Here is a 23749-nt window from a genome sequence, read left to right as displayed (position 1 = left end):
CCTTTTTACTATATATAATTATTTCACTGGTTCTTTTCCAGCTTTAAATACCAGCGCCTTAGCAGCAGAAATTCCCATTTCTTCATAGTCTAACTAAACCGTAAAAACTTATAGGAGTCATGATCTAAAGGTTTATTTTACTCTACCGATTTAACCTCTCGACAGCTTCCGCGCTTGTATCTACACGTTTAACGAAAAAAACTAATAGTAGTGCAACAATATTCATGCCAAGCGCTACATAGAATGAATATTGAATTCCAGATAATAAAGCCTTCTGAGTTAACATTGCCTTCGTAGCTTCTGTGAAGGTTGTTGGATCTACATCAGCCATTAGACTTTCAGCTTTTGTTTTTGTTACCGAATTCATAATCGTAACAAGAATAGCAGTACCAATTGAACCGGATACTTGTTGAGCTGTATTATTAACAGCTGTACCATGCGGATTTAAGCGAGTTGGCAATTGATTAAGGCCATTTGTCATAAGTGGCATCATCACCATCGCCATCCCAAACATCCGCAGCGTGTAAATAAGAATAATATGTGTGTGACTAGAGTCGAGTTGCAGGTTTGCCAGCATATAAGTTGAAACGGCTGTAATAGAAAGTCCTACTATACCAAGAATCTGAGGGCCATATTTATCAAATAGTTTACCTGTAATTGGTGACATAACTCCCATTATTACCGCACCTGGAAGCATCATCAGCCCAGAGCTTAGCGGTGAAATACCGCGGACGTTTTGTACATAAGCTGGGGTTAAAATCATACCCGAAAACATGGCCACTGCATTAACAATCGCAATTACAGACGCAAGTGCGAACATTGGGTACTTGTAAACACGTAAATCCAATAACGGTTCATTCATTTTTAATTGACGGATAATGAAAGTAATTAGGGCAATAGCGCCTATGATTAAGGTTGTTAAAACAACTTTATTCGTCCAACCGTCGGAGCTTGCAGAACTGAATCCATATAACAAACCGCCAAAACCGACAGAAGATAATAGTAATGAGAGATAATCAAGTTTTGCATTTTTGTTTTGTCTCATGACATTCTCCGATTTCCAAACCCCTAACAGTAAGCTAATGATTGCTAACGGTAAAATCATCTCAAAAAGCAAACGCCAGTCATAATACTCTACAATATAACCCGATAGTGTCGGTCCAATTGCTGGAGCTGTAATCATAACTAATCCAAAAATCCCCATCGCTGTTCCCCTTTTTTCTCTTGGAAAGCTTACTAGCATAATATTCATTAACAAAGGCCCCATGACTGAAGAACCTGCTGCTTGAACCATCCGACCAGAAAGTAATAAACTAAAGTTTGGTGCTAAAGCCGCTAAGGCCGTACCAAGAATAAAAATCAACATAGATGTAATAAATAAGCTCCTATTGGAGAAGCGGGTTATTAAAAATGCTGAGGCCGGAATTAATACACCACTTACAAGCATATACCCTGTAGAAAGCCACTGAATCGTTGAATAATCTTTTATGTCTAAATCCTTCATTATTGATGGCAAGGCTACATTTAAAAGCGAGTTATTTAGAAATGAAACAAATGCCCCAATAAAAAGGATTACAAGCATTACATATGGTGGTTTTCTTTTATGTAACGTTTCACTCATATATTCATTTGCCCCTTCATTATAAATTCCATTAATTAGTTCAAATCGTTTGCATATCTGCACAAGAATACATTATCCTTTCAGTATTTTGCCAAACTCTTCGAATGGATATTCTCTTTTTAGTAATTCTACTTGCTCGACATAAAATGTTAAAATTTTTTTACTGATTAAACTTTTATAAACACGTTTGTTAACCGAAATTAAATTAGGCTGAATTAAACAAAAGGAGCAATTGAAAATACCCTTCTAAAATAAAGTGAAACTTTAATCAGTGGTGCTTTTACAGGCAGCCGCTTTCACTGAATTTTGAGGTGGTGATGTCTTATGGCCCACAAATTGCGGGATACATCAACAAGTCAATACACCTATTCCTTTAAATACAGGCTTGTAAACCTAGTTATGTAACCATCCATAAAAAGGAATATTACATAGGCTAAGTCTAACATTACATTTTTAAAGTGAGGGGAATAAACTTATGCACCAATATTGGTATTTGAATTCAGAGGGAAATGGAGAGCAATATAATAACCAAATTGCAATGTCATCATTATATTTACAGCCCCAAATAGCTAAAGCTGAAGGAATGAATGATGTGAAGATTCCTGAGAATTGGAGTTGTCGAGTCTATCCATTTGGTTGGGATTCACCAGCCAACTATACGGGTTTCAATCCCGAGCCCCCTCCCTTCTCTTTAGGTCAGCCAATCCATTATGCAGGGATGATGCCCCAAGGACATCCTGCTAATTGGACTCCATTACCAGGCCATGCAGGTAATTTCCAAAAACCTCCCTTACCCTGGGCTCAACCATTCAATCATACAGGGATGTTCGCACAAGGTCATCTCGCCGCTTTACTATCGCCACCAGCTAAAGCTTTTAATTTTAATACCAATAATAACTGGGGTATTTTTGGAAACCCTCCAGGATGGGGAGGACAGGTAAGTCCTATGGGATGGGGGAATAACGGTCAGCCAGGAATGCTTGGAAACTTACTGACAGTAGGAAAAGGCACCATGAATGGAATTGGAATGCTTAGTAGTCTAATGGGTATGGGGAAGTTCTTCTTTTAGTGGATTAGAACGAGAGGATAGGTCCATAGCCCCGACTTAAAAACCAGTTCCTTTTCTCCATTGATTTCATCTTCTTAAACATGCTTTCAATACTCCCTCCAAATTCTTTTCCTCGTCTTTCAAATTATAAAAACATCTATTATCTTGTATCTAATAACTTTATAGAGGTGTGGTAGCACCAACAAAACGCAAAAACCCGGTTCCTTTACGAAAGAACCGGGTTTTTAATTTTAATTTATTTGAAAAGTATTCAAATCTTTATAGAATCTTTTTCCTGTTCATCCAAAGTCGACTGAAAATCCGCATGTAATAGCATCTCATTTAACGAAAGAAACTTGTTAATTAATTACATAACGCTATTCTAACTTTCCTTGCGAAGCTTAGCGGATCATCAACGTCTTCAATATTAACGTAGATTAAATTTGGATCATCACATAACCACTCATTGTGTATAGACGAAACGATTATTCCTTGTTTAATAATTGTAGCAACAAATCCATTGACTTCTTTTTGTAAGAGCGCTACCCGTCCTAAACATAATGCCCGTCCAGTTTTTTGATCTCTTGATTCGAATGAGAAAGAACTTGTTACCCTAAAACGTTTCCCTAAGATTGTTGCCTTTATTTCATCCCGGTTTATCGTTGCCACGCATTTTCCACCGGCAAATCCTTCTTGACCACCAATAATTCTTGCAAACTGTTGACAAATTAATTCATCATTACACGCCATACCTTCCATCATCCCCCCCTTTTACTATTAGGTTATGAATGAATACAAAGGTCTGAAACGGTAATGAATCTATTCTATTACAAAAAAGATTATCAGAACCTAATGAATTCTATTATATGGTAAGACATTTTTAGAAAGCATAAAAAATACACCCTAAGGTGCCATCCTGCGACTTGAAAATCCTATCTATGTATGGAGACCTATATAAAAAAAAGCTTCTAACTGTAATGTATCGAGTTCTTATGGTATTAAGAATCTCCGTTATATTACTTTCTGATCAGTCTCGTTAAAGCCATCCCAAGAAATCCAACACCCATTCCTATGAGCCATCCAGTTTGAGCATTACCTAACATAGATCCCACTCCTCCACCAAGAAACATACAGCCAACAAATACTAATCCTCCAATTCCCCAATTCGGTCGTTCCATAGTTCAATCACACCCCTTCCATAAAACATATGCGATTAACTAGCCTAACTTTCTTGCATAGGATGGTTAATTATTTTGCTTACGTGTAGCACTTTAAGGGCATTCAAAAGATGCGATGATTGAGTCATTTGAATTTCTTTGTGAGTTTCTTATATTTTCTATACGAACGTCTAACAATGTTTAATATAAAATACGGTATTTTAATCGGGAAAGGAAATTTATAAATGAAGGGCAAATAAATTGTAAAATATGCCTTTTCTAGGTCTCTCCACTTACTATCTTCTTTTGTTTTTAAGAAATCAGATACATCGACTACATATCCTCTTCCGTTTTCCATCATCACATTTTTCCCGTGAACGTCACAAGGAGTTAATCCTTGTGCCCTTGCATACTCTAAAGCTTCATTGATATCAAGGATTACCTGCTTAGGAATTTTAATCCCCTTATGAATAGCATCGTATAAGGTAATTTCTTTTAAACGTTTCAATACTATGAAATTTTCTCCTTTATATATAAGCTTTGAATAAGAAGGATGGTTTCCGATTCTTCGGTATACTTCTGACTCTTTTTCAATTCCTTCTCCTTCTCGCGCGTAAACTTTCACTACCCAATCTTTGTATTCTTTATGCATAAATACTGCGGCATAATTCCCCATCCCTAAACACTTCCAAAGTCTAGGAATATCTTTAACTACTACGGGCTCGAATTCATCCTCACTTCTAATGCTTACCTCTTTTAATAATTCGTCCTTTATCAATCCCACAAAACTGTTTATACTCATCATTTCCACTCCGGTTTTGCTAAAAGGGGGCCCACCCACATTTTAACGAAAATATACACTAAGTGAATTTTAGCATAAAACGAGTCATCTTTTTTCTTAAAATAAAAAGATGACTCGTTTTATTTGAACTGTTGAATACTTAATATTTATTCCACTATTCATAGCCCAAAACCGTACAACATAAAAAATATTTCCAACTTTTTTTACGTATTTTCATTTTTTTAGAGGCAACTGTATAAGGGCTTTTCTTAGTGCAAGTTCTCTTCGTTCATTAGCTATGCCAAATCTATGTTTGTCCATAAGCATAACCTAACTTTTCATCTGGATCGGCAAAACAGAATGATTCTCCTGTACCTGGGTGACCAAAAGAAAGATATCTGCTTTCAAATCGGATGCTTAGTACTCTATTTTATAATCTATAGACTTAACAGAAAAAGTTTCCTCAAAACAATAAAAATGAAAATCGATGCTGTACGAAACCAACATCTCTAGCAAGATCCCGTAAGGTATTTGGAGATAAAAAACTTTGAATCTCTTGAGCAAATAGTTGTAATTCATCAGATACAGAAATAGACATACAAAAACGCCATCCTTTCCTATGATTCTACAAAAAGAATAGCGCATTTTTTCATTTTAGGGGATAGTTTGTTGAAGTAGCCTAATAGCGATTGGTGGTACCCCTTATAGGATAATAGAAGTTTGCATTTTTAATTTTTTCACACTCTATTAACAAGGCAGTTATAGCATCCTGGTTTAGCGTTAAGAATGTGAATATATTCTACTTCTTTATTATCAAAAATTCCATCTATATTTTCTCTTAAATTTACACCTTCTGTAACCCTTGCTTCTACAATCATTGAGTCAGTATTGTAGCCACGTACAGATAGATACCTATGATGTAACATATGCGGAATTTCATTTACATCTAGCTTAGCAGTAGTTGCTCCCTTTCGTATAAATATAGGACCACTTGCTTTATACGGCGAATTAACACTATGATATTGGTAATTCAGTAAAATTACCTCTTCTCCTACCTCTGCATCCTTCAAACTTATCCTGCAAGGATATCCAGGATTTTTATTTGCTATTATTTTAACTGCCCCGATACTTTTTAATACTTCTTCATCCATTAGAAATAGGTTATTAAACTCCTTCTCTTGCAACGCAACGATTTGAAAGTTATTTCTCATATTCTATCCCTCCTTAATTAGTTGTTATAAAGCATTTCACTAATGATGCTACCACTAAAGTTCATAAAACTTGTTCAATACAAAGTTGTTTACTTTTAATCAATCAGTAATGATTTATCGAAAAATACGATGAGTACAAAGCACTCTTGTTAATTCATGCTATCTTTTGTTAAAGAACGTGAATTCAGTCAAGTTCTTGGTTTACGGTATTTCCACTATGGAAAGCACGGAATTGACTCGGTGAAAATCCTGTATTTCTTTTAAATGCATTATAAAAGCTAGATACACTTTGATAGCCTGTTTGATAACCAATCTCTGTACTATTAAAGACCGTTGTCAAGAGAAGTTCCTTTGCTTTCTTAACTCTGATCCTTTCTAAATATATTCGAGGAGTATACCCTGTTCTTTCTTTGAAAATCCGATTTAAATGAAAACGACTAACTCCTACCCTTGATGCAATTTCATTTAAAGACATGTTTTGAACATAATTATTTTTTATTAATCGCATAGTATCTTCCACAACGCATTCGAACGGGTCGTATATTTTTATATTTAGATCTGATCGGCATCTTTTGCATGGGCGATATCCTGACCTTTGAGCTTCTTGCGCATTTAAAAAAAAGGATACATTTTCATAATTAGGAACCTTAGACTTGCAAGAAGGCCGACAGAAAATTCCAGTTGTCTTGACTGCGTAAAAGAATATCCCGTCATACGCTGAATCACATGATACTGTTGCTTTCCACATGGTATCTCTGGAAAGGTTATTTTGATCCTTCATTAGATTTTAATCCTCCCTTGTAGGCGAAAATCTTATTACTCAAAATCATATAACTCGCATATATAGCCACGACAATTAATGGAACAAATATATACAATTTAAAAAATGGAATCACCAGTAAACATAAAATGAAAGAGATTAACGATGCCCACCATGCCGGTGTGTTCTTCCTAAATAATTTAACGCCTGCTGCCATTGAAAGAACATAAACTAGAATCCCAAGAGAAGTTGGTATAAACAAAATATCATCAAACGTTAGTGACAAAACTTTTGTCACTAACACACCTGCTACCGAAAAACAGATAACAAACAATACCATCTGTCTTGGAATTTGAGTAGTTGCATGCAGCCTTGAGAAAAACTTTGGGAAAGCGCCATCTCTGCTTAATGAATATCCTAATTGCGTTAGGCTGGCTACAAAAGCATTCGCTGTCCCTGTACAAATAATTAAAGCTAAAACAGCTGTAACGCTTTGGCACCTCCGCCTACTGTATCTCCCATTATAACACCAATAGGAGACAGGTTACTTTCTTGACTGCCATACGTAGCCGTTCCAATAGTGACAAGGCTTAGCGCTAAAAATAATAATCCAATGACAACTGCACTAATAACTGCTCCTTTGACAATATCTTTTTCTGGTCTTTTAAAGTGCTCAGCCAGATTACAAATCGCCTCCCAACCGAAAAATGACCAAAAGATAACCGTTATAGCGTTCCCGACAGAAAACCATCCATTTGGAACAAAGGGAGTAAAATTTCCCCATTGTATTCTTGGAAACGCGACAAATACAGCTGACGCTAAAAGAATCAGTAATAAAGAACTTAAAATCAATGCAACTTTACCACTAACATTTACGCCGTAATAATTGGAAACACCTGCAATTACCAAAATAAAGACGGCAATTAAAATTGTTTCAAAATGCGAAAATCCAAATGCCTGACTGACGTAAAAAGCACCAGTTAAAGATACAATCGTTTGACCAACTGCTGCTGTTACAAAATAAAACCACCCAACGATATTGCCAAGATGATATCCAAAAGAATTTCTAACAAAGGTTGCTGCTCCACCGGAATCAGGATATATCCGTGCTAAACTAGCAAAGGAATAAGCAAGCGGAAAACTAATTATAATAACGATAACCCAGGATACAATAGATGCAGGGCCCGCTATTGAGGCCGTTACCCCCGATAAAAAAAGGACACCTGATCCTAGAATAGCTGAAATGTATAACGCAATTCCTTGAAATAATCCAATGGCTTTATTGTTCATGATCTCCCCCCTTTTATAGGATTTAGTGTACTAGTAAAGGGAGGGGAATTCTTCTTGTTTTTTGCGGTTTAATTCGTTTAATAAAACAATCAAAAGCATTTTTATTATATTTCTTCTTCAACAATCTGGCCCGATTGTTGAAGAAAGTAGCCTGTTCGAATAAAGAACTTTATTGTTCAGTTAACAACTTGTTATGAAACCATAAAACGAACCGAAATTTTTCTTAAGAGTAGAAAATTCGGCTCGCTTTATGTTGGAATTTGCTTAGCGTATATTTTCGTTAAAATGTGGGCGGGATCCCATTGCTATTAAGCTAAGAATTTAAGTGTAATATCATTTAAGGGAATACTTAAGATACAAATAAAATATCTTTTCCAAGTGATACTGTTTTATTAAAGTCTACCCCGAGTTGTAACTAGTTCAATGCGACTGTAAATTCTGAGTTCGGTGCGCCAGCAAATACAACCGTTCCGTTCTCTGGTAGTTTTACTTTGTTATTGTCACTAACAAAGGTAAAATTGACGCATACTCCATTCTCATCATACACCGCGAATGAACTTCCTGATGGCAACTCCACATTCATCGTTTTCCCTGCTGCCTCTTGTGGGATCGTAAACCATTTCGCATGCCCATTTTTTTGCAGTGTAACTTTCGATAATTGACCTGTATCAAGGGGCTTTACGTTAGATTCACTGACGTATAAAAAGCTGGACATCTCCATATATTCAGTACCATCTTCTGTATAGAAATGGGCTTCCTTTGTATCCCGTCCATTCATCACAGGAATCTGAATTTGATGCGTCGCCGTATTCGGACCTGTAATTTTTTTGCCGTCCCAATATCCATCTTTGAGCGTAATTTGTGTGTTAAGAGGTATTTGTTGTCCTAGATAATTTATAGAATTAAATTTTTCGTTAATGAGGTAGAATTTTCCGCCCTCGCGCTTCGCCCATGCAGCAGCTGTTTTCTTCGGTAACACATTCTTTTCTAATTTTTGGGCTAAATAGTGAGTCAGCACATTTTGCCCCAATCCCGGCGATAATTCATATGTGCTCTCTCTCAAATAAACTTTTCCATTCTTCTCAGTGACGAAATTAAGCTTGGAAGTACCCTTTTCATTTATAAAGCTTCCATCCGCCGTATATACATATTTTTCTTCTGGTTTAGTTGGTAAAAACAGTTCTCCCTTCTTCGTAATTTCTACTTTGAAACCGCTGTAGCTATTTCCATACAATCCTGCTTTTTTTACCACATCTTGAGGCACTTTAGCCTTGACTGGCTTGCCGAAGGATTTATCTGGTTTTATATCCTTAATTGCCCCTTTCTCTTTAAGCCTAGCTAGCAGCAATTTATTTGCCAACAGTTGATTTGTCATACTGGAGCCGCCGGAGGACAATACAGCTGCTGCCATCTTCTGTTCTGGAAGCACGACCAATGTAGCATGTTGCAGTATCGTATCCCCACCCTTAGTCAACGCTTTTATCCCGTATTCACTGAATGGGTATAGTTTCACACTATCCCAGCCAAGACCATAGTTGAACACATTTCCGCTATCTCCCGGCCACATTCCTTTTTTATATTCTTCTTGTTCCATCGCCTTGGCTGCTTTATTAGAGAGAATTTCTTTTCCCTGTCCCATAAATATTTGTGAGAATCGTACCACATCTTCAGCAGTAGAAGAGATTCCTCCCGTACCAATCACATTTACCATTTCACTTGGAAGCTGTCCCTGGTATGTCGGAGAATACTGTCCAGCCCGTTTTTCGTCTTCCCATTTGTCTTGTGATGTTATCGTATGATTCAGTTTTAACGGCTCTGTAAACTTTTGATGTAGAAATTCAGTAAAACTCATACCGCTGACCCTTTCTACCAAGATTTCAGCCAGTGTAAAACCGTCATTACAGTATACTGAGAACGCGCCAGGGTCTGCCTTCAAGTTTTGGTTGGACAATTGTTGCAACAAGATATCATGGGTATAAGCATCATTATCTTTAAATAAAAATGCATTATTGAACGTCGAACCTTGCAAACCCGAGGAGTGATTCAACAGCATACGCGGTGTAATACGCTTATATCGTTTATCTTTCATTTTGAAATCAGGAATATAGCGGGCAACAGGTGCATCCAAATCAACTTTTCCTTCGTCTACTAGTTTCATAACAGCCGCAGCTGTATATACTTTACTGGTTGAACCAATTCCGTATAAAGTATCTTTGGTTAGTGGCTCTTTCCCTTCTATGTCGTTCTTGCCTGTCTGTCCCGACAAAATAAGCTTACCATTATCAATCAGCGCATATTGCACGCTAGTCGTCTCATAGGACTCCGTGAGTAGTGCAGCGTTCTCTGCAGCAATCTTCTCCAAATCTTTGCTAGCAACTTCTTGGTTAGCTACAACCGCAGTCTTACTGCTAGAAGACGCTATCGCTCCTGTTGGTAGGCTCATCGTTAGAGCCAAGGTAGCGGCTAACACCCCATATAATTTATTTTCCATAAGAAAAATGCCTCCTTAGATAAATGATCGATTTCTTCTTTTATTTGTCCAATTACGAGCATCACATAAACTACTATCCCACCTTTATCCCTACCGTCTAAATTCAACAAGTAAAATACTTTTAAAAAGACCAGGATTCTCGGCTCTACTCATACTGTTCAAATTGACAATCAACATACGCCTCCAGCAAAAGTATCAAATTCTGGAATACCACCTGTATGTCCCCCTATCAGGACACCGTTAGGAAGTTTAATTTCATAGATTCCTAGACCATATCCATTGATTCTTCCCTTTCCTGCAGGAACTGTAGTGAGTATTTGTTTTATTTGCTATTCTTTCAGTAATTTGCCACCAAGCAAATAAGAAAAAATTGTTTAAGTCGTTACACTTCCAATACGAAAGCAAAAATCTGTTTTTATCGATTTCTTAGTTCTTATATCCGCTACACCAGCTGCATATCCCCACGTTTCTCTACTTTGGGAAGTTTTAGCGAGTATCCCGGGGTATCCAAATTGCAATGTATCTCGCGTTGCTTGTTCGACGGAATTACAATCTCGTTGAGTACTTATTTGTAATGAACTAAGTATATTTTGAGTGGAACCTGTTTTTATAATTTTGGTTAGTATTAGGTATAATAAAGAAGTTCCGGCAATGAAAAGTGCCAAATCTGCAAATGAAAGTTAACCATATATTTTCATAAGACGCTCTTCCCCTCTATTGATATAGTATGAGCGGCTGTATATTATTTCTTACTAACTACACAGAGATCATCTTCATATTGTTTGTGTTTACAAGCACCATTCTGTCATAACCAAGAGTAACTCCTCTCTTTTTTACACGTATGTTAGTACCATAAATTACTTTTTCATTTAGAATGGTCTTATTACTAGTTTGTTTTTCGTATAAATATCTCCTATTTACCCTCCCTCTTTTACGCTTCTCTATATTTGTATCCTATACAATAAAAATTTCTTTTTTCTTATCCATTTCTTACAATTTCCTTACGTTCAAATCACTTCTATAATTAGGTAGGTTTTATTTTAAAATCTCCAGGATAATAAGTGCATATATAATCCCACGATTTCATAGAAGATAGATTAATAACCTTTCATGCACATCTCTGATATTCCCTTAGATTCCACCCTCAACCTTTACCACAGTCCAACCGGCATCAACACTTCTTCACATTCTTATAAGTGGAAGTCATTATTTCATATTCATCATTGTAAAAAGATAAAACGAGAACGATTGAAATGCCATTTGTATGGGCAATTGATTGCCATTCCACTTTGTTCTCCTACTATGTTTCAAATGCGGCAAGTACTTATTATGAAAAAGAACGAGAACTGAAACACCCCCTAATATAATTGATGTTGTATGAGATCAACTTGATAGCGATAGGGTACCGCCAGTATTTCAAAAAAACACGCTAAGAGTATACAAGATTTTATACAGTTTTTCGGTTAATCCAATAACAGACAAGAATCCTAAAACCGCACCAGGATAGGAATGTATAAAAAATGCATAGATCCATAGAACAAAAAAAGACGATTCCCTTGTAAAATTAGGGAACCATCTTTTTCTTCGCTACCGATAACAAAAATCAAGTACGTAATATTTTATTTGTCGATATTTTTTAATCTTCTTTATCGATTTCTATTGTACCTGTTCTAGCACTAACTTTTAAACTATTTAACAGATTATCAGGTGTTTTGATTTCCACTTCATATTCAAATGTAGATTGCGCTAATTTGTAATCTTCTAATTCGAATTCTTTTTTCACATTCATAATTTCTCCATTTGTATGAGCTAAAGCAATTTCACGAACTTGTTTCTCTGTGTAGTTTTCATTCTTTTTTGCATAATTGTAACCCATACCATAATATCCCCCAACAATAGCAATACCACTTACTAAAATAGCAATTACACTTATCATTATTTTCTTTTTATGTTTTAACATTTTCATCCACTCCTTCATGATTAATCATCTATTCCGAATCTTGCTTCAAGTGCATTTTCTGCTTGCTCTAATTGATCTTCCAGTATATCGTGTTCCCTTTCTTGCGCTTTATATTGTTCAATAGTTATCGTTCCAGCATGATAATCTGCTTCTAGCTGATTATCAGATAGATCTATTTTGTCATCTAATTGATCAATTTCTTTTTTTGCTGCTAAGTACGTATTTAAGTTTTCTTCTTTTGCTCCAACTGGTTTCGTATTATTTGCCTTTTCAACGATAGATGTGACTTCATTTTTAAAATCTTGTATTTGCTTCGTATCATTCGCAGCAGGCCCTGTTTTATGTGGTTCTTGTTGTAGTTGAGCACTTTCTTTTTGCAATGTATCACTTTCCACTTTCAGTTGTTGTACTTCTGTATTGTTATCAGCTTGAGTAGAACAAGCTGTTAAGAATAAACAAGAGAATGCTCCAATCAACATCCATTTTCCCATTCTATTTTCCTCCCTTTACATGTGCACCTTATCCTTGCCTTTATATTACTGAACAAACATTAAAGGAAGATTAATATACAAAAAAATAAAATGATATAATTAAATAGTTTCTAATCTTTCTTTAATGTTTTGGAATTATAGTGATACATATTAATAAGAAGAAAAGGAGAATGGTAATGCGAGTTCTTATTGTCGAAGATGAACAAGACTTACAAAATATATTAGTAAAACGATTAAATGCAGAACATTATAGTGTCGATGCATGTGGGAATGGCGAAGATGCCTTGGATTATATAAACATGGCTACCTACGATTTGATTGTGCTTGACATTATGATTCCCGGAATAGATGGTTTACAAGTATTACAAAGATTACGCGCGGACAATCATACAACCCCTGTCTTGCTTCTTACAGCTAAAGATACAATTGATGATCGCGTAACAGGACTCGACTTAGGTGCGGACGATTATTTAGTAAAGCCGTTTGCTTTTGACGAACTGCTAGCAAGAATTCGAGTGTTAATGCGAAGAAATACAGGAAGCACATCTAATGTGTTTGAAATCGCTGACCTAGTGGTAGACTGCAATATGCATAAAGTAACAAGAGGATGCCAAGTTATCACTCTTTCCAGTAAAGAATTTGCTATTTTAGAATATATGATTCGTAATAAAGACGTTGTGCTGACACGAGATAAAATTGAACAACATGTGTGGAATTACGACTATGAAGGTGGCTCGAATATTATTGATGTTTACGTCCGCTATCTTCGTAAAAAAATTGATAGCCAGTTTGAAACGAAGTTAATTCATACAATACGAGGAACTGGTTATGTATTGCGAGTAGAATCATGAAAAGACTATCAATTAAAATGAAAGTAACCCTGTGGTATACAGGGCTAATTGTAATTATTATGGCACTCGTGTTAGCTTTTATTTTAACTTCTTCAGATAAAGTTTTGCTTTTTAATATGAAAGATCAATTGAAGAGCACAGTAAAAGAAAGCATGGAAGATATTGAATATAAGCATGGACAATTAAAGATGGACGATGATTTTGAACCCTTAGAAGATGGAGTAAATATCATTATTTATAATAAACAAGGTGAGCTGCTGACAGGAAATAGTCCAACAAGCTTTAATAAAAAGATATCGCTTAAATCCGATGAAATACAAACCATTAAAGACGGTAATAAAGAATGGATTGTATATGATTTTCTCCATAATGCAGGCGGCGATGAGCAAGTCTGGGTTCGTGGAATTATGACCATGAACCAATTATCATCAACGATGAATACGCTTATTGTGGTAACACTCATCTCATTCCCATTACTTATTCTCATTTCCGCAGTGGGAGGATATTTTATTACGCAAAGAGCGTTTCGACCTGTGCAACAAATGAGTGATTCAGCTAGTAAAATTGGTGATGGTAAAGACCTTTCGAAGAGAATTAATTTACAAGGTTCACCGAAAGACGAAATGTATCATTTAGCACAAACCTTTGACAAAATGTTTGAGCGATTGGAGACATCATTCGAAAGTGAAAAACAATTTACATCTGACGCATCTCATGAATTAAGAACACCCACATCTGTTATTATTTCACAATGCGAATACGCTTTATCACTGAGGAATAATCCGAAAGAAATGGAAGAATCGTTAGAAGTAATTTTAAAGCAATCACGTAAAATGTCCGCGCTAATCTCACAACTCTTATTATTAGCAAGAGCTGACCAAGAAAACCATAATACTTTCCAATTTGAATGTATCAATATGAGTGAATTAACGGAAATCGTTGTAGAAGAGCTTTCATTAATGGTTCAAGAAGCTTCGATTGATATAACAACTCATATAGAGGAAAACCTGTTTATGAAAGCAGATCAAACATTGATGATGCGTTTATTAATGAATTTACTAACGAATGCGATTGCTTATAGCAAAGCGAACGGCACTGTGCATATGCAACTGTTCCGTGATGAAACCAACATAATAGGTAAAGTCTCCGATAATGGCATAGGCATCAGCGAGCAACATATTACGAAAATATGGGACCGCTTCTATCGAGTTGACGCAGCACGAACATCTTCAAGCACCGGAAACACAGGTTTAGGATTGTCGATGGTAAAATGGATTGTCGAACTACACGGAGGAGAAATTACAGTTGAAAGTAAATTAGGAGAAGGCAGTACGTTTACATTTAAACTACCAATGGAAAAACAAGCATAATTTATGCGCATCTGTAGCTTCCAAATAAAGATTGATTCAAAAGCTCTCTTCAATCCTTATGTAAAAATAATTGACACATTTTAAACAACATCGATTTTATCATTTTGGACAACCTTTTCTGTTAAGTTGATATACATGTAGAAAAAACTATCGAAATAAAACCCCAGAAATCCAAAGGTCTCTGGGGCTTCATTATATATTTAGCTCTTTTTGCTTTTTGTTTTGTTTATGTTTATACAGCAATTTTCGGCTTATGAGAGAAATCAGTAATAAGATCAGTACTAGTGCGAAAAGTTGCATAAATGATAAATTAAAATATTTAGCACCTGTAACGATTAACAGTGTAGAAATCGTACCTTTTACAATGAAAAAAATAATAATCCATAATCCGCCTTTTTTCCAGTTCATTTTTATATTACCCTTTCCTACGTTTAAATTCTTTAATGGGACACCTTATTAAAAATCTATTATATTAATAAAAAAGTCATGTCTAATTAAATGCAATGATTCTATAATAAGTGAAAATGATATTCAATGTCAATTTTATTGACTATTTGAATACTTGTTTCTTCATCTTAATCTCTTTCTACTTTGTTTCTTAGAAGCAATGAACTCTTGTTTTCAAACAAAAAACACCTCTTGAATTCGCATGCGAATTCAAGAGGTGTTTTTTCATATACCATCAAGTAAGATTTCCCGCTTTATTTATTTCTTAATATGTAACTATTTTCTAGTACACAATAACTGGATCATACGTGTTCAAACTATCATATACAGTTTTTGCAACGTTAGGAAGAAGGTTTACACACCCGCCTGATCCTCCTGTTAAATAAGCATTATTTCCCCAGTCTTTTCGCCAGCCTGCATCATGGAATCCTTGTCCGCTATTTGTGAATGGAACCCAGTAATCTACTTTCACTGCATAATCAGCTTTACCTACTGCGCTTCCTTTAAGCGTGTATGGTGTTCGTTTATATAGAACGTACCACACACCCGGTGATGTATCTTCACTCGTGCTATGTTTACCCGTTACTACATTGGTTGTGACAACTAATTTCCCATCTTTATAAATCCAAATTTGTTGATCTGCAATAGAAACTTCTGCATATGTGTCTCCAATGCCATTATTCGATGTTGTTTTATAGCCGATCCCTTCCTTCTCCCAACCATTCCCGTGAATATTAGAAGCAGAAAGCGATTTCTCGCCTTTCTCAAAGGCTTGTTGAACTTGTTTTGTTTCTTTTTCCACATCTAGTGCCCAGCCGTATCCTTGTCCCTTTACTGAAATAACCGAGCCAGAATGTGTTTTAAAAGCAAAGTCTTTATGTAATGTAGATTTAGCCTTATTAATTTCAGCAACCTTATTCTTAATGTCGCTCGCATCGATTTTTACTTTCATATCCTTTGACATAGTAGCATTTTGAATTAGATCTTTCGCTTTTAATGAATACACTTCATCCTGCACTTTATAATCAACAGACTGCGTAAGAAGATTTTGTAATGTTTTCTCTTCTTTTTTGATGATTGGATCGTCTTCTTTAATAGGCTGTATGTATGCAGACTTCAGATGAATTTCGCTTTTATGCTTCTGCTTGTCGTAATCTTTTAGTAGATTTGTAACGTCATACTGTTTTCCATCAACGCTCTTCGAAATTACAACTTTCCCTTGTTCAAGCTTCGCCATAGCATCTTGAGGCGCTTTTAATTTTTCATTCATAGAAACGAGCTTTTCTTCTACAAGTTTTTTCATCGTTTCACTACGATACTGATCCGCTTTTTCCGGTAGCAATGAATAATCTTTTTCCTTTGTAGAAGGGAAAAATGTCCACTGACTTTTTAATAGCTTCTTAACTTGTGGCAAGTCTTTTTCCGTCAATTCCGTTTTTGTATCTTGTTCATCTAAAATTTGTTGTTGATCAATATAGACTTTGTTTGCTAGTCCAGATGTTTTTAATTCCTGTATTGCCTGATCAGCGCTCAAACCACCGACTTTTGTATCGTTAATCGTAACATTCGAATTGAAGTGAGTTGCTTGATAATAGCTCATTCCTCCAATAAGAAGTGCAATGAAACCGCCACCCGCTGCGATTAGCTTCCAATTTGTAAAGCGTTTTTTTGATCTTACCCGTTTTTTCCCAACTTCTTCAACAGATTCATTTACTGTATTGTTGTTCATTAATCTTTCCCCCGTATACATTAACGTCAATCGATTTTAAACCAAAACCATTGAATAGTGTACCTTATTTTTCCTGAAATTTCATTATTTTTAACAGATTTCATCTCATTTAATCGATTAAAGTTAGATTTTTTAATAGACAGATACATTAAGATGGTAGATAAAGTGAAAAAAGGACCATATCAATCGAGCTACTACGGGTCCCTCGCATTCGCCGAATTTTGAAGGGCGACACTACTTAACTTGGTAAAATAATTTCCGGATGGTTCAAATCAGAGGAAGGCACCATAGAATGTCTATTATTTATGAAAAATATCCACAAAAAAAGGACTATATGTAGACTCTTTTTTGTGGATATTTTAATTTCGCATTTTTTATAAATTCAAATGCAAACTATGCTTCCCGCTTTTCACCAGGTTTCACAACCTCTACTATCAGCCTAACGAATTTCACCTTATGACCTTTATCATCAACAATTTCAAGTTTCTTAAAACTATTAAATATGTTTGTACCACGCTTTGTTGATACGTTTAATCTTTACAGATGTTGAAGTTTTAGACTCATTCTTTGGTGTAATCCTATTATTAGAACATCCTGCAATGGTGAGACAGCATGTAGCCAATAAAACTAATAATATTAACTTCTTCAAATAGCCACTCCTATATAAGGAAAATATTATATTGAGAAAATTAAACATAACATCGAATCTTTGTAAAAACAATATATTTCCTAGCATTATTATTCAATGGCGGATTAATGGACACCTTAATGTTCATTAATCTGCTTATAAGCGGAGAACCTCATGCTCATCAAGTCAATGTCCAATTTCCATTTTATCCGATTCTCAATATTTATTCCAATATAAAAAGATAGCTATTTTTGTTGAATACTAATTATCTCCAAAATGAACAATACGAGCTGAGTTCCTATAACCCTATATACGTTTATTCAACTAGTTTCTCCCCTGTAACAATCTGAAACAAAGTGGCTGCATGTTTCCCTTCTAATTGAGCGTACCGATTATCCCCCGTCTTGATTTCTATTTTATCCTTATTAGGGCTTACCCAAATTTGATACGACACAGCTTTCGCCTCTATTTTCGGATTTTTAAATTGAAAAATAAAGTGATAATCAGCTGGACGAGACATTTCCACTTTTTTATTTTCAAAAGTAATATCATTTAATATTTTCTTTACTTGCAACACTTCATTATTATCTTTCACTACCTTAAGATCTTCATATTCATTATCGCCAATATGTTTTTGCACTTGGATTCTTTGATCTTCATTGCCTGATATATTTGAACAGCCGGTTATTATGAGTATACAGATCGCAATAAAGACTAGAGACCAATTTCTAATTTTCATATTCATACCCTCTTTTCAATACAAAATATTTTAATTTGTAAAATAAAGGTAATTAATTTAAACTTAAAAATATACATAATAAAGAGAAAGGAGTATCGTTCCATGCAGTTACAAACATACACTTGGAAAAGTTATACGTTTCTCATTGTAAGTATATTCGTTACTATTAATCTCTTTCTCTTCTCACCTATTTTAGACAGAGTTGGAGTAGAATATGTTGTACCTTTCGCCTATTTCATATTAGCTTCTGCTGTTATAGCAATAATATTAGCAGTTATCTCTTTTTGTAGCCGATCTGAGAAGAAAATTTTAGCCATTATCGGTTTATGTTTTACTCTATTTAACACAGTAATTATTTTATTTTTCCTTTGGTTTGGTTACCATTTCACTTAATTGAAATATAAATAAACTCCATAAGCCACAAATAAAATTAGTAACATAGAAATGCTAAGTACCGTATATATGGTCCATTTTACATTTGTACTCATATACTCCCCCTTCTCACTTCATAATAATTCCATTATATAACAAAAAAGCATTGGATACCCAATGCTTTTCACACTTACGCAAATAAAGACGTATTCGCATATAACGCTGGTGAACCACCTGAATGTACGAATAAAATGTTGTCTTCTTTATTAAATGTACCTTTTTTAATTAAGTCGATTAGTCCCGCTACTGCTTTACCTGTATATACTGGATCGAGTAAAATACCTTCAGTTTTCGCAAGTAATTGAACTGCTTCCACCATTTCTGGTGTTGGTAACGCGTAACCTGGTCCTACATATTCATCAAAGCATGTAACAGCTTCGCGCGGGATAAAGTTCGGAATACCAACGTGAGCTGACGTTTCCTCTACAAGTTTTGCTACTTTCTCTTCTTGTTCTGCTTTTCCTCTACTTACGTTGATTCCGATTACAGGAATGTGACTTTGTGTTCCAGCAAAACCAGTAATTAAACCAGCGTGCATACCAGCACTACCACTTACGCAAACAACTGTACTGAAATCAATTCCTTGGTCAAATGATTGTGCCATAATTTCTTGCGCACAAGCAACGTATCCCATTGCACCAGTAGGATTTGATCCACCAACTGGTATTACATATGGTGTATTACCTTTTTCACTTACTTCTTTCGCTACTTTATGCATCTCTTCCATAAGATCTGCTCCGTTTGGTACAACAATTACATTTTCAGCACCTAGTAAATGATATAAGAAATAGTTTCCGTTAAAGTCTGGCTTCTCTTCTGGCTCAAGCCCTTCTTCTAATACAAGGATACATTTCATTTTTTCTTTTACCGCAGCTGCCAGTGTTAGACGGCAATGATTTGACTGAATACCACCAGCTGTAATTAACGTATCTGCACCTTTTGCCTGTGCATCTGCAACTAGAAACTCTAACTTTCTCGTCTTATTACCACCAGCTGTTAAACCAAGTAAATCATCTCGTTTAAAATAAATAGTAGGCCCACCAAGTGCTTCAGAAAAATTGTTTAATTTTTCAATTGGAGTATATGACTCTGTATATTTTTTTCTCGGGAATTTAGCTAAATTCATTAATAACGCTCCTTTTGTACTTCTTTCACAATGTATGTAACGATACTATTATTACATGTAAAAATGATGAAGTCATCTTTCTGGGTGAAAAATGTGTTGGAATTCGGTTTTTGTGAATGGAATTGTATTAATAATTTTAACTCCAATACGGTACGTGAAATTACATTAATAACTTTCACTTTATTTCGGTACATGAAGTTTATATGAACGATTTTTTCAAATATATCGTCCATAACTTGAAATATATCGACTTACCGATAAAAAACGACAACACAAAAGAGCCCACTTATTAAAAAGTAGGCCCTTACTAATCACTTATTTGCCGAAAATCGAAGAAGCTGTGTTAATCCTGGCTCTAAATTCATTTCGCCTTTATGACGTACGTGTACAACCTTGTTCCCATCAAATTTCGGAGCATTCCCTGGATTATACGTCAACCATTCGTTCGTTCCTTCTACAGAGTACTCCATATATTCCGTTGCACCGACAATTACATTTTTACTATCGTCAGCTGTTACATTTGGTGCCATTTGTGCGACTTTCGCATCACTAATTAATAGCTTCTTTATATCCTTATCACGTTTATAATCGTAAGCTGTTACCATTACATCGTTACCATATGCTTTCACTTGTAATCCTTGTTTAAATGAATAGCCATCAGGAGCAGTCTTCTCTCCGCCATTTGGTCCAGCCGACATCCATCCAGTTTCAATACCGCCCGTATTTACAACTGTAAATCCTTTTTCATCTCCGCCTGCAATTTTCTTTTTTCCAGCCCAGTCCGGTAAGTTTAAATCCCAATGCGTGTGACTCGTGAAGAAAACAACTTGCGGGTAATCTTTTAATATATCGTACAATTTATCCACGTTTAAATAGTCATTTAAATACGGTGATTGTCTTGATCCAGATACTGTATCCGGTAAAACGTGATGAGAGAAAATGAAAATGGGCTTATTTTTATCTTTTTGGCTATATTCTTCTAAATTTTGTTTTAACCAACCTAATTGCTCATCACTCATAAATACTTCATCCCACATTTTTGAATCGTGGTATTTCATATATTTTTCAGTTCCTAAAAATAAAAGCGGATAACCGTCTAATTCTTTTTTATGATATACCTTTTCTTGCCCGCTAAATTGTAAGTAGCGGTTAAATAGCGTTTCTTCCGTTACACCATTTGGCCATGTACTTTGAGAGAGCTTTCCATCAGCTGTCCATTTACCAGCATAAAACTCATGATTCCCAACAGTTGACCATACATTCTCTGGATGCTTATTTTTGTTTAACACACGCTTCACATCATCGTATTGTGACTGTTGTCCAGTTGGCGTTATATCCCCATTCATAATAAGCGCTCTAGAAAGTGGCGTCACTTTGTTCATATCTTTTAACACATGATCAAAGTCTCCTAAATCCCCTTGAATGTCACTAATAACATTAAAAGTTGTAGCTGATTTTCGAACTTGCTCTTTCCCTTCTGCATACACTGAAAACGTCGGCAATAATGCCGCCATAACTGCTAACGAAGCAACTGTCTTTTTCATACAAATTCTCCCCCTAATAATAGAATGTACAAACTGCCATGTTCTGCTTTCTCTTAGATGCTTGTCCAATTCACATTATAGGGAGGGATTGTAAAGATAGATGACGTTAAAAGTTAAGTGTTTTTTAAGAGATTTTGTCGTTTTTTGCAAACCACAATTAGCGATTTACGCCAATCTAGCTTTCTAGCTTTTAACATTACATACATGTAAATTTTGATGTTAAATCTTTTAGTTTCATACGTTGTTTTTTATTACTTCTAATTTTCGGGAAAAATCCACTAATTAATAATGTTATAATCCATACCATTATTAGAATAAAATTTATTGTATTACCGGAATTCAAGCTGAAAACTCTCCAAAAATAGGCAGCACAAAAAACGAGGATAGCAGTAATAATAAGTAAAAATGTCCTAACTACTAATCCGATGTAGGATCTCTTCTCTTGCTTAAAAATGAAAGTTCTTCTACCTTTGTACAATCTAATCACAAATAGCAGCAAATATAAACCAAGTGTGGCTCCAATAACAATGGATGTAATAGAGTTGTTTTTTCTCTGCTCAGCTAGAGAGAAGTAACTTTCAGGTAATTTTCCAGTTTCATATTGAATCCATGCGTGGTAAATATCCTGTCGTAAGTCTATACCACCCTCACTATTCGTGAGGATTACCAATCCATCCTTTGTATTAGGAATGAAACCATAAAAAGAATGCCACCCTCGATTGTCACCAGAATGATAAATTAATTTCCATTGATTAGATAGTTTTTTTTCAAATATACCTAAACCATTCTCCCCTAATACTGGCTTTTGCATTTCCGTAACACGTTCACTTTTGATGACACCATTCCCTTTATTATGTGCATCCATGCTTGCAAGTATCAATGTCATCATATCCGTAACATTTGTCTTAAGACCTGCAGCAGCCTGTTCGGTAAATTGGTAACTAGGGAGCTCCTCTCCAAAATATCCATACACTTTCGAAAGGTTATGGTTTTCAGGACGTTGTAAGAATGAACTAGATTTCATTCCTAAAGGTTTCATAATTTGTTCTTCCATATAACGATCAAACGGTATTCCGGTAACCTCTTCAATTACAAGTTGTAAAATTGTATATCCGCCACCAGAGTAAATTGTTTCTGAACCTGGTTTATTGGTAACCTCCACTGGTTCATTAAGCCATCCTTTTCCAGACAGAGACTCCTCAATAGAGTCAAGATGTTTCCCTGGTGTAACCCCGAGGTATCCTTTATGTGCAGACAGCCCTGCTGTATGGCTTAACAATCTTCTTATTGTGACTTCATTATTATTAAACTCTGAATTAGGTAATTTCCATTTGGTCAGATATTTTCCAACGGGATCATCTAGTGATAAATGCCCTTCATCTACAAGATGTAGGATTCCCCACGCTGTAAGGCTTTTAGATATGGAACCAGCTTGAAATAATGTATCATCATTCACCGCTTTTTTTGTCTTTTTATCTACATAACCGTAGTTTAGTGTATAAGCAATACGCCCCTCATGTACAATCCCTATTGCAACCCCTGGTACCTCATAATTCCCCTGCCATTTTGGTACCTGTTCATCCAGCTTTTTTTTGAAATCCTCTATACTCCTATCAGTCAACGTGCCCGATTCTGCCCTCACCACATTTGTAAACCATGCTTCATTCGTAATAAATATGTAAATCATTAAACATAAAATACTTTTGCATATTATCGATGCTTTTTGTCTATTCTTCATTTGCTCCACCTTTTTTCAGAATATTCTACCCATCAATCAGAGTATTCCATTCTAATATCCCGTTCCATCGATTTTCATTACTTAACCTTACAAAATTGTAATAAAAATCAAATACCTACTATTGTCCTTTATCTGAGGGCAATGAAATTCATTAAAAAGATTGATATGAAGTTATATTTATTGTTTCAGTTAAGGCCCCTAAAATACTAGTTTGGTTAATCAAATAGATATATTCCAAACTACAAAAATTTATAATAGAAAAGGTGGATTTTAGTTTTAATTAGAATTTGACCAAAGTATTGCTGCAAATATTTATTCTATAAAAAGAAGAACCC

20 protein-coding genes and 2 pseudogenes are annotated in these 23749 nt (G+C 35.3%); 4 read left to right on the top strand and 18 right to left on the bottom strand.

The features are described from left to right. Positions 1–142: 142 nt before the first annotated feature. Positions 143–1621 (bottom strand): DHA2 family efflux MFS transporter permease subunit, encoded by a 1479-nt coding sequence (locus ACSG5Z_RS16390; protein ID WP_435711764.1) that lies wholly within the window; start codon positions 1619–1621, stop codon positions 143–145. A 475-nt stretch (positions 1622–2096) separates the two neighbouring features. Here ACSG5Z_RS16390 and ACSG5Z_RS16385 point away from each other — a divergent pair, with 475 nt between their 5' ends. Beyond that, positions 2097–2690, top strand: coding sequence for a hypothetical protein (locus ACSG5Z_RS16385; protein WP_435711763.1), 594 nt, complete (start codon positions 2097–2099; stop codon positions 2688–2690). Positions 2691–3032: 342 nt separating this feature from the next. Here the strand turns inward: ACSG5Z_RS16385 and ACSG5Z_RS16380 are convergent, their stop codons facing one another. From ACSG5Z_RS16380 to ACSG5Z_RS16330, 11 genes and pseudogenes are all read right to left on the bottom strand, one after another. Further along, entirely contained in the window at positions 3033–3419 is a 387-nt protein-coding gene (locus tag ACSG5Z_RS16380) for a DUF1259 domain-containing protein (protein WP_097858734.1), read from the bottom strand. A gap of 266 nt (positions 3420–3685) precedes the next feature. After that, positions 3686–3847 (bottom strand): hypothetical protein, encoded by a 162-nt coding sequence (locus tag ACSG5Z_RS16375; protein WP_033691926.1) that lies wholly within the window; start codon positions 3845–3847, stop codon positions 3686–3688. Positions 3848–3971: 124 nt separating this feature from the next. Further along, complete coding sequence (locus ACSG5Z_RS16370; protein WP_137014324.1) at positions 3972–4628, bottom strand: protein kinase family protein; 657 nt, start codon at positions 4626–4628, stop codon at positions 3972–3974. 442 nt (positions 4629–5070) lie between these two features. Next, complete coding sequence (locus ACSG5Z_RS16365) at positions 5071–5205, bottom strand: hypothetical protein (protein WP_262749752.1); 135 nt, start codon at positions 5203–5205, stop codon at positions 5071–5073. A gap of 139 nt (positions 5206–5344) precedes the next feature. After that, complete coding sequence (locus ACSG5Z_RS16360) at positions 5345–5818, bottom strand: DUF1203 domain-containing protein (protein WP_262749709.1); 474 nt, start codon at positions 5816–5818, stop codon at positions 5345–5347. A 184-nt stretch (positions 5819–6002) separates the two neighbouring features. Then, positions 6003–6599, bottom strand: a complete 597-nt coding sequence (locus tag ACSG5Z_RS16355) for a bifunctional transcriptional activator/DNA repair enzyme AdaA (protein ID WP_435711762.1) — start codon at positions 6597–6599, stop codon at positions 6003–6005. After that, positions 6583–7868: pseudogene (locus tag ACSG5Z_RS16350) on the bottom strand (APC family permease). Before ACSG5Z_RS16350 ends, ACSG5Z_RS16355 begins: the two are co-directional and overlap by 17 nt. Before the next feature lie 415 nt (positions 7869–8283). Next, positions 8284–10359, bottom strand: coding sequence for a serine hydrolase domain-containing protein (locus tag ACSG5Z_RS16345; RefSeq protein ID WP_435711761.1), 2076 nt, complete (start codon positions 10357–10359; stop codon positions 8284–8286). A 380-nt stretch (positions 10360–10739) separates the two neighbouring features. Then, positions 10740–11024: pseudogene (locus tag ACSG5Z_RS16340) on the bottom strand (serine hydrolase domain-containing protein); the annotation flags it as partial. 971 nt (positions 11025–11995) lie between these two features. Next, positions 11996–12319, bottom strand: coding sequence for a PepSY domain-containing protein (locus ACSG5Z_RS16335; protein ID WP_137015192.1), 324 nt, complete (start codon positions 12317–12319; stop codon positions 11996–11998). A gap of 20 nt (positions 12320–12339) precedes the next feature. Further along, positions 12340–12810, bottom strand: coding sequence for a hypothetical protein (locus ACSG5Z_RS16330; RefSeq protein WP_087984230.1), 471 nt, complete (start codon positions 12808–12810; stop codon positions 12340–12342). A 176-nt stretch (positions 12811–12986) separates the two neighbouring features. Between ACSG5Z_RS16330 and ACSG5Z_RS16325 the strand changes: the two genes are divergently transcribed. Continuing rightward, the gene (locus tag ACSG5Z_RS16325; RefSeq protein ID WP_435711760.1) at positions 12987–13661 is read left to right on the top strand and encodes a response regulator transcription factor; all 675 of its coding nucleotides are present in this window, start codon (positions 12987–12989) and stop codon (positions 13659–13661) included. Continuing rightward, on the top strand, positions 13658–15031 hold the full coding sequence (locus tag ACSG5Z_RS16320) for a sensor histidine kinase (RefSeq protein ID WP_435711759.1): 1374 nt from the start codon (positions 13658–13660) through the stop codon (positions 15029–15031). The genes ACSG5Z_RS16325 and ACSG5Z_RS16320 overlap by 4 nt, the downstream gene beginning before the upstream one ends. Positions 15032–15223: 192 nt before the next feature. Here ACSG5Z_RS16320 and ACSG5Z_RS16315 read toward each other — a convergent pair whose 3' ends face one another. The 3 genes from ACSG5Z_RS16315 to ACSG5Z_RS16305 form a co-directional block, all read right to left on the bottom strand. Then, positions 15224–15439 (bottom strand): hypothetical protein, encoded by a 216-nt coding sequence (locus tag ACSG5Z_RS16315; RefSeq protein ID WP_001104093.1) that lies wholly within the window; start codon positions 15437–15439, stop codon positions 15224–15226. A 322-nt stretch (positions 15440–15761) separates the two neighbouring features. Next, positions 15762–17207 (bottom strand): L,D-transpeptidase family protein, encoded by a 1446-nt coding sequence (locus tag ACSG5Z_RS16310; protein ID WP_435711758.1) that lies wholly within the window; start codon positions 17205–17207, stop codon positions 15762–15764. Between the two features lie 944 nt (positions 17208–18151). Continuing rightward, on the bottom strand, positions 18152–18574 hold the full coding sequence (locus tag ACSG5Z_RS16305; protein ID WP_435711757.1) for a YhfM domain-containing protein: 423 nt from the start codon (positions 18572–18574) through the stop codon (positions 18152–18154). 102 nt (positions 18575–18676) lie between these two features. Here ACSG5Z_RS16305 and ACSG5Z_RS16300 point away from each other — a divergent pair, with 102 nt between their 5' ends. Then, positions 18677–18967 carry a hypothetical protein gene (locus tag ACSG5Z_RS16300; protein WP_088609341.1) on the top strand — a complete coding sequence of 97 codons (291 nt, stop codon included), beginning with the start codon at positions 18677–18679 and terminating at the stop codon, positions 18965–18967. 169 nt (positions 18968–19136) lie between these two features. On the opposite strand, the gene cuyA is transcribed toward ACSG5Z_RS16300, so the two are convergent. The 3 genes from cuyA to ACSG5Z_RS16285 form a co-directional block, all read right to left on the bottom strand. Beyond that, positions 19137–20132, bottom strand: a complete 996-nt coding sequence (gene cuyA, locus ACSG5Z_RS16295) for a D-cysteate sulfo-lyase (protein ID WP_001046585.1) — start codon at positions 20130–20132, stop codon at positions 19137–19139. Between the two features lie 311 nt (positions 20133–20443). Continuing rightward, a complete protein-coding gene (locus ACSG5Z_RS16290; protein ID WP_088063976.1) occupies positions 20444–21676 on the bottom strand; it encodes a DUF4073 domain-containing protein in 1233 nt (410 codons plus the stop codon). A 196-nt stretch (positions 21677–21872) separates the two neighbouring features. Beyond that, entirely contained in the window at positions 21873–23414 is a 1542-nt protein-coding gene (locus tag ACSG5Z_RS16285) for a serine hydrolase domain-containing protein (RefSeq protein ID WP_435711756.1), read from the bottom strand. Between the last annotated feature and the right edge of the window lie 335 nt (positions 23415–23749).

This window comes from Bacillus pretiosus, from assembly GCF_051294775.1.
GTDB classification, from domain to species: domain Bacteria; phylum Bacillota; class Bacilli; order Bacillales; family Bacillaceae_G; genus Bacillus_A; species Bacillus_A wiedmannii.
This window is presented reverse-complemented; position numbering and strand designations above follow the sequence as displayed.

Coding starts and splice junctions, on each gene's coding strand:
- ACSG5Z_RS16300 (WP_088609341.1), top strand. CDS start 18,677: ATGCAGTTACAAACATACACTTGGAAAAGTTATACGTTTCTCATTGTA.
- cuyA (WP_001046585.1), bottom strand. CDS start 20,132: ATGAATTTAGCTAAATTCCCGAGAAAAAAATATACAGAGTCATATACT.
- ACSG5Z_RS16290 (WP_088063976.1), bottom strand. CDS start 21,676: ATGAAAAAGACAGTTGCTTCGTTAGCAGTTATGGCGGCATTATTGCCG.
- ACSG5Z_RS16305 (WP_435711757.1), bottom strand. CDS start 18,574: ATGAAAATTAGAAATTGGTCTCTAGTCTTTATTGCGATCTGTATACTC.
- ACSG5Z_RS16365 (WP_262749752.1), bottom strand. CDS start 5,205: ATGTCTATTTCTGTATCTGATGAATTACAACTATTTGCTCAAGAGATT.
- ACSG5Z_RS16380 (WP_097858734.1), bottom strand. CDS start 3,419: ATGGCGTGTAATGATGAATTAATTTGTCAACAGTTTGCAAGAATTATT.
- ACSG5Z_RS16360 (WP_262749709.1), bottom strand. CDS start 5,818: ATGAGAAATAACTTTCAAATCGTTGCGTTGCAAGAGAAGGAGTTTAAT.
- ACSG5Z_RS16385 (WP_435711763.1), top strand. CDS start 2,097: ATGCACCAATATTGGTATTTGAATTCAGAGGGAAATGGAGAGCAATAT.
- ACSG5Z_RS16345 (WP_435711761.1), bottom strand. CDS start 10,359: ATGGAAAATAAATTATATGGGGTGTTAGCCGCTACCTTGGCTCTAACG.
- ACSG5Z_RS16335 (WP_137015192.1), bottom strand. CDS start 12,319: ATGTTAAAACATAAAAAGAAAATAATGATAAGTGTAATTGCTATTTTA.
- ACSG5Z_RS16375 (WP_033691926.1), bottom strand. CDS start 3,847: ATGGAACGACCGAATTGGGGAATTGGAGGATTAGTATTTGTTGGCTGT.
- ACSG5Z_RS16320 (WP_435711759.1), top strand. CDS start 13,658: ATGAAAAGACTATCAATTAAAATGAAAGTAACCCTGTGGTATACAGGG.
- ACSG5Z_RS16285 (WP_435711756.1), bottom strand. CDS start 23,414: ATGAAGAATAGACAAAAAGCATCGATAATATGCAAAAGTATTTTATGT.
- ACSG5Z_RS16310 (WP_435711758.1), bottom strand. CDS start 17,207: ATGAACAACAATACAGTAAATGAATCTGTTGAAGAAGTTGGGAAAAAA.
- ACSG5Z_RS16390 (WP_435711764.1), bottom strand. CDS start 1,621: ATGAGTGAAACGTTACATAAAAGAAAACCACCATATGTAATGCTTGTA.
- ACSG5Z_RS16355 (WP_435711762.1), bottom strand. CDS start 6,599: ATGAAGGATCAAAATAACCTTTCCAGAGATACCATGTGGAAAGCAACA.
- ACSG5Z_RS16325 (WP_435711760.1), top strand. CDS start 12,987: ATGCGAGTTCTTATTGTCGAAGATGAACAAGACTTACAAAATATATTA.
- ACSG5Z_RS16315 (WP_001104093.1), bottom strand. CDS start 15,439: ATGAACTGGAAAAAAGGCGGATTATGGATTATTATTTTTTTCATTGTA.
- ACSG5Z_RS16330 (WP_087984230.1), bottom strand. CDS start 12,810: ATGGGAAAATGGATGTTGATTGGAGCATTCTCTTGTTTATTCTTAACA.
- ACSG5Z_RS16370 (WP_137014324.1), bottom strand. CDS start 4,628: ATGAGTATAAACAGTTTTGTGGGATTGATAAAGGACGAATTATTAAAA.